The organism is Candidatus Mycalebacterium sp. (genome assembly GCF_977828045.1).
On sequence record NZ_CDWCUL010000012.1, the window covers coordinates 40259 to 47103 of the forward strand.

5 protein-coding genes and 1 tRNA gene are annotated in these 6845 nt (G+C 52.0%); 5 read left to right on the forward strand and 1 reads right to left on the reverse strand.

All coding sequences use genetic code 11. The features are described 5' to 3' along the window. The first annotated feature begins 84 nt into the window (after window positions 1–84). Entirely contained in the window at window positions 85–1839 is a 1755-nt protein-coding gene (locus tag ACY430_RS04145) for a VacB/RNase II family 3'-5' exoribonuclease (protein ID WP_462137634.1), read from the forward strand. A gap of 4 nt (window positions 1840–1843) precedes the next feature. Here ACY430_RS04145 and ACY430_RS04150 read toward each other — a convergent pair. Continuing rightward, window positions 1844–1930, reverse strand: a tRNA-Ser gene (locus ACY430_RS04150). Between the two features lie 62 nt (window positions 1931–1992). Between ACY430_RS04150 and ACY430_RS04155 the strand changes: the two genes are divergently transcribed. The 4 genes from ACY430_RS04155 to fusA all read left to right on the forward strand — a co-directional run. Next, entirely contained in the window at window positions 1993–4233 is a 2241-nt protein-coding gene (locus ACY430_RS04155) for an ATP-dependent DNA helicase (protein WP_462137635.1), read from the forward strand. Between the two features lie 81 nt (window positions 4234–4314). Next, window positions 4315–4686, forward strand: a complete 372-nt coding sequence (gene rpsL / locus ACY430_RS04160; RefSeq protein ID WP_462137636.1) for a 30S ribosomal protein S12 — start codon at window positions 4315–4317, stop codon at window positions 4684–4686. 10 nt (window positions 4687–4696) lie between these two features. Further along, window positions 4697–5170 carry a 30S ribosomal protein S7 gene (gene rpsG, locus ACY430_RS04165; RefSeq protein ID WP_462137637.1) on the forward strand — a complete coding sequence of 158 codons (474 nt, stop codon included), beginning with the start codon at window positions 4697–4699 and terminating at the stop codon, window positions 5168–5170. A gap of 15 nt (window positions 5171–5185) precedes the next feature. Next, window positions 5186–6845 (forward strand): elongation factor G (gene fusA, locus ACY430_RS04170; protein ID WP_462137638.1); only part of this gene is annotated, 1660 nt, incomplete at its 3' end.

The following is a 6845-nucleotide window of genomic DNA, read 5'->3' on the forward strand; positions in this document are numbered from 1 at the left end:
TCCGATGCGCATCTTTTCAAATTCAGGGGCGCTTGCAACTTTCCTGAATTCCATACCTTTTCCGCGCCGGATAAGAAATTGCTGATGAAACACTCCACACGCCGTAACAAGCGTGGCAGTGGGCGCCCGCCCGCGCGCAAAGCGAAAACCGCAGCGAAAAAAACCACGCAGATTCCGGAAACATTTCTTGCCAAAGCAGTCGCGGGACCCGAAGGCGATATGGTTCTTGTTCCCAGAGGCGAGGACTTTCAACACGCCCTTGTCTCCGGGAAATCGCACGGCGCGCCGAAACTCAGAAACGGCTATCTCGCGATAGTCAAGTATGAGGGCACCCGCTCAAACGGCAGCAAAAATGCGGTTCCCGTGGCAAGCGTGGAAAAAATAATTGGACGGGCGGGCGAGTATGAGACCGAGAAAAAGGCGATTGAATACAAATATTCCCTTCCCGGCAAGTTTCCCGAAATGGTTTTGAATGACGCCCGGGACTTGAGCGGACGGCATCCGTCTGATTCGGCGGACGGCAGGGTTGACCTCAGAAAGAAAACAATTTTCACGATAGACGGGGATGACGCCAAAGACTACGATGACGCGGTTGGCGTCGAGAAAAGGGGGTTGGGATTCACTTTGTGGGTTTGCATCGCGGATGTTTCGCACTATGTCAAAGAGGGAAGCGCTCTTGACAAAGAGGCGCTCAAACGCGGCACAAGCGTCTATCTTGACAACCGCGTCATACCGATGCTTCCCGAAGCCCTTTCAAACGATCTGTGCAGTCTTGTTCCGAACAAAGACCGGCTTACAAAAACTGTTGAAATGGAGTTTTCGCGCGACGGCGCTCTTGAGAACTTCCACATTTACAACAGCATCATACAAAGCGCGGCGCGCCTTACCTATTCCCAAGTGACTGCTTTTCTTGAAGACGGCAAGAGTGAGAAACTGTCCCCGGAAATCAAAGAAAGTTTGAAGATGATGGAAGATCTTTACGGCAAAATGAAAAAACGCAGCCTTGAGGGCGGCGAGCTTGATTTTGACCTGCCCGAGCCCGAACTCATAAGGAATTCGCTCGGTGTGGTTGAGGACGTGCGAAACGCCCAGCGCGGGGTGGCCAACATGATTATTGAGCAGTTTATGATATCTGCGAACAGGGCTGTTGGCTCGCGGCTTTGCGATGGCGAAGGGTGCGGGGTTTACAGAATCCATGAGCCGCCGACGCCTGATTCGCTTTTGGACCTTTCCACGGAACTTGGAAAACTGGGCTACAAAACAAACATTGAGCGGCGCTCGGCGGGCAAAGCAATTCAGAAATTGCTCAACGATTTCAAGGGCAAAAAACAGGAAGGCGCGGTGAAAATGATGGTGCTTAAATCGCTTCAAAGGGCGGTCTATTCAACGCGCGAAGTGGGGCATTTCGGGCTCGGAATTGAAAGGTATTCGCATTTCACCTCGCCCATCAGGCGCTATCCCGACATCATCGCGCACAGAATGGTTGATCGTCTCAGCAACGGGCGTAGCGGATATGTGCGCGACTCACTTGACGGTTTGTGCGAGAGGGCTTCGGTGTTAGAGAGGAAAGCCGAAAAGGCCGAGCGGGAAACCATCGGACTTGAAACCGCAAACTTTATGAAAACCCTCACGGGCAGAAAATTCACCGGCAAAGTAATCAGCATTCTGCCGTTTGGAATGTTTGTTGAACTGAAAGAGATTTGCTCCGAGGGTTTTGTCCCGCGCGAAAGAATGAAACGCGGCGGACGCAGAAAGTGGTTCAACCTCGGAGATGAACTGAACTTGCGCGTGGTCGGCGCGGATTTGGAAAAAAGAAGAACAATTATGGAGACTGTTTAAGATACGGAGGGAAGGGGATTCGAACCCCTGAGAGCCGTAAAACCCTACTGGTTTTCGAGACCAGCGCCTTCGTCCGCTCGGCCATCCCTCCGGCGGTTAAGTTACACACGGCGGACGCAGCGGGCAAATTGCCGTTAGTCTGCTGTTTGTAGAATGGACGAAAGCGAAAAAAACAAATCAATCGCCATGCCGGAACCGGATGAGGTTTTTCCCGAAGCCGTTATCGCCGGAGAAAAAACCTTTATGAGCCCCGATGCCGTAGCGTCATATTTTCTGCCCGGCGGAATGGTGGAAAAGACTTTCGGCGAGGGGTATGAATTTAGAAAACAACAGCAGTCACTTGTGCGTGAGATCACATCGGCTTTCAACGGCGACTCTTTTTCACTTCTTGAAGCGCCAACGGGCATCGGCAAAACGCTTTCATACCTTTTGCCCGCCGCGAAATGGGCTCTTTTGAACGGTGAGAAAGTTATTATTTCCACAAACACAATCAACCTTCAAGACCAGATTATCAGCAAAGACATTCCGCTTTTGAGCAAGGTTCTGGGGAAAAAAGTGGAGTTTGCTTTGGCAAAGGGAATGAGAAACTATCTGTGCCTTCTACGCTCGGACGAGGTGAAAGGCGAGTTGCCGCTTCCGGACCCCGATGCGGGCGATGGCACAGATGAGGCGCGCGCCATTCTTGATTGGGCGGACAAAACCGAAGACGGTTCCGTTTTTGACATGGGCTTTGCGCCGTCTGAGCAACAGTGGGACAGGTTCGCAGCCGAAAGCGAAAGTTGTGTGAGAAGGGATTGTCCGTATTACAACGAATGTTTCTTTTTCAAGGCGCGTAGAAAAATCGCGAAGGCGGATTTGATAGTTGTCAACCACCATCTTCTTTTTTCGGACATCTCAATAAAACACTCCGCCGGCAGGGACGACGCGGGCGTTCTTCCGGCAGTCGGCAGGGTTGTGATAGACGAGGCGCACAACGTTGCCGCTTCGGCGACCGTGCATTTCACATTAAAAACCTCAAACTTCGGGGTTACAAAAACCCTGAACCGCCTGAAGCGCGTGGTGGCGCGAGCGGGGCGTTTGGCGAAAAAGAACATTCGTGTGGCGGACACGCGGAGCCGGGTTATGGAAATTCTTTCTGCGGCGGAAAAGGTTTTTCCGCCGAGAATCAAGAAAACCGAAACCGCTTCCAAACGCTTTTTTGAATCGCTTCACGATTCCTTTGAAAAAAGTCCGGTGGACGGCTCATACGGTTTCAGTGTCCGTGTTATGGACGATGACATTGAAAGCGGCGGGCGATGGGGCAAATCCGCTTCGCTGTGTCCGCAAATAAGTGAAAGCATGGCGGAGTTGTCGGGCGAGGTGAGAAAAGCGCTTGTGGTTCTTGACGAATCGGGCGGCGATGAAACGGTCGGCATCACCGCGGAACTCAAAGCCATTTTCGCGGGGCTTACCCGCCACTCGGATGTGATAAACAGTTTTGCCTCCGGCGACCGTGCACAAACGGGTTTTGTGAAAAGTGTTGAGGCGGGCGGAAGAAACCGCCGGAAGTTCGCTTCGGTTTCCATATCGCCGATTGACATTGCCCCGTATCTGAAAGAGCGGCTTTACGACAGGTGCAAAACCCTGATTTTGACATCGGCGACACTACGGGAGAAAGACAGTTTTGAGTTTCAAAAAAACTCTCTGGGGCTTTGGGGAAATGAAAAATTAACTGAGCTTGCCGTTCCTTCGCCTTTTGACCACAAGAGGCAAGCACTTCTCGCGCTGCCCAATGATTTGCCCGCCCCCGAAGCGACGGGCGCTTATTATAAGAGTCTTGCCCGGGCGGTTTGCGACTGCGTCAGGGCTTCGCGCGGCGGAGCGCTTGTTCTTTTCACTTCATACCGGCTTCTCAAAGAGGTGAGCATGGCTCTTACTCCCGAACTGGAAGGGAACGGCATCAGGGTTTTGACGCAGGGAGATATGCCGCGGGAGAAGCTGCTTGCAGAGTTCAAAGCGGACGGAAATGCCGCACTTTTCGGCACGGACAGTTTTCGGGAAGGCATTGACATCGCCGGAGACGCTTTGCGGCTTGTGGTAATCACGGGGTTGCCGTTCAATGTGCCCACCGAACCGGTTTTTCAAGCACGAATGGAGGCGATAAAACAGTCCGGAAAAGACGCTTTCAGGCATTACGCCGTCCCGGTGGCGGTGATTAACTTCCGTCAGGCGTTCGGGCGGCTCATACGCACAGCGACCGACAGGGGCGCGGTTGCCGTTCTTGACAGCCACATAACGAGAAAACCTTACGGCCGCCGTTTTATTGATTCAATCCCCCGATGCGGGACGCTGGAAGGGCCTTTTGAAACGGTCGCGAGCGAGCTCAAAAAGTTTTTTGATTCCATCCGTGTCTAATTCCCGCGTATTTCTTGACAACCCCCTTGTTCCCTGATAAAAATAGCGGTCTGCTTTATTGAAGGCGGATGCGGAAAAATAATGCCGAGTGTAAATCAGCTTGTAAGAAAGGGGCGGAAACGTGCTGTCGCGAAAACCAGTTCGCCCGCTTTGCAGAACAACCCGCAGAAAAGGGGCGTATGTGTGAGGGTTTACACCACCACGCCGAAGAAGCCGAATTCCGCGATGAGAAAGGTCTCGAGAGTACGTCTCACAAACGGGATTGAGGTAACCGCCTACATTCCGGGAGAGGGGCATTCCTTGCAGGAGCACTCGGTTGTTCTCGTCAGAGGCGGCAGAGTGAAAGACCTTCCGGGCGTGAGATACCATATAGTAAGGGGTTCTCTCGACACAACGGGTGTTGAAAACAGACGCAGAGGGCGTTCAAAATACGGTAGCAAAAAACCGAAATAGGGAAAGGGGAATGGTCAGAAAGAGTTCATCAGCAAAAATCAGAATTGAGCCCGACCCGCGCTTCGGAGATGTTTTTGTCGCGAAGTTTATCAATTCACTTATGCTGGACGGCAAAAAAAGCAGGGCGGAGCAGATTTTTTACGGTGCTCTTGATTTGCTTTCCGAAAAAGCGAACACAAAAGAGCCGATAAAGGTTTTCTTCTCGGCCATGGAAAACATCAAGCCGTCTCTTGAGGTCAGGTCAAGACGGGTCGGCGGAGCCACCTATCAGGTTCCGATTGAAGTCAAACCCGTTCGCAGAAACTATTTGGCAATCCGCTGGCTGCTTGACGCTACGCGCAAGAGAACCGAGCACGGCGTGAGCGAAAAACTTGCTTTGGAAATTCTGGACGCCTCGCAAAATCGGGGAACCGCGATTAAAAAAAGGGAAGACACCCACAAAATGGCGGAAGCCAACAGAGCTTTTGCCCATTACAGATGGTAATTACGGGGGCGAAGAATGGCGGAAGAAATCAAAGTCCCCACGGACAAGGTGCGCAATATAGGGATTATCGCCCATATTGACGCCGGCAAAACCACAACCACCGAACGCATTCTTTTCTATACGGGATTGACGTACAAAATTGGCGAGGTTCACGAAGGAACCGCCACTATGGACTGGATGGAGCAGGAGAAGGAGCGCGGAATAACAATCACTTCGGCGACCACCACCTGTTTCTGGGACGACAACAGAATCAACATCGTTGACACCCCCGGGCACGTTGACTTCACCATTGAGGTTGAGCGCTCGCTCAAAGTGCTTGACGGCGCGGTTGTTGTGTTTGACTGCGTTGGCGGCGTTGAGCCGCAGACTGAAACAGTCTGGAGGCAGGCGGACCGTTACGGGGTTCCGAGAATCTGTTTCGTAAACAAAATGGATAGAATTGGCGCGGATTTCTTCAAGGTTGTTAAACAGGTTGAAGAGCGTCTCAATGCGCGCCCCGTCTATATGCATCTCCCGTGGTTTGAAGGCGAGGAGTTCAAGGGCATCGTAGACCTTGTCTCCTGCAAACTCGCGGTTTGGGACGGCGAATCTCTGGGTGCCGAGTTTGAGTTGCAAGATATTCCCGAAGACTACCGGGAGCAGTTCACAACCGGACGCAAGCAGTTGCTTGAAGCGCTGGCCGATTTTGACGACTCAATAATGGAGGCGTATCTCAGCGATGAAGAAGTGGACATGGCTGTGGTTAAAAAGGTTATAAGAGAACAAACCATCGCGCTTACAATCATTCCGGTTTTTTGCGGTTCCGCTTTCAAAAACAAAGGGGTTCAGCTTCTGCTTGACGCCGTTGTTGACTATCTTCCGTCTCCGGTTGACCTTCCCCCGATTGCCGGCACAAAAGAAGATGGCTCCGAAGACTCAAGGGTTGCCGATCCGGACGCGCCTTTTTCAGGGCTCGCTTTCAAGATTATGAACGACCCGTTTGTCGGGCAGCTTACATATATAAGGGTCTATTCCGGAAAACTTCTTTCCGGCAGCACCGTGTTGAATTCCACAAAGGATAAGAAAGAAAAAATCGGGCGTCTGGTGAGAATGCACGCCAACAAAAGAGAGGAAATTAAAGAGATAGAAGCGGGGGGGATTGTTGCCGCCGTGGGGTTGAAAACCTCGTTAACAGGCGACACTCTTTGCGACCCGGGCAAACCCATTGTTCTTGAAAGTTTGAACATATCCGACCCGGTTATATCAATTGCGATTGAGCCCAAGTCCAAGCCTGATCAGGAGAAACTCGGAATTTCCCTCTCCCGTCTTGCGCTTGAAGACCCGTCTTTCAGAGTTAAAAGCGATGAGGAAACGGGACAGACCGTTATATCGGGAATGGGGGAGCTTCACCTTGAGGTCATTGTTGACCGGCTTTACAGGGAGTTCAACGTGGATGCGAGCGTGGGCAAACCTCAGGTCGCTTACAGGGAAACCATTCTGGGATCATCGGATGTTGAAGCTAAGTTCATAAGGCAGACGGGCGGCCGCGGGCAATACGGACATGTAAAAATCAAAGTGGACCCGCTTGAAAGGGGCGAGGGCTTTGAGTTTATTGACCAAGTCAGGGGCGGGAATATACCCAAAGAGTATATTCCCGCCGTGGAGAAGGGTATCAAGGAAGTCATGGAAACCGGCG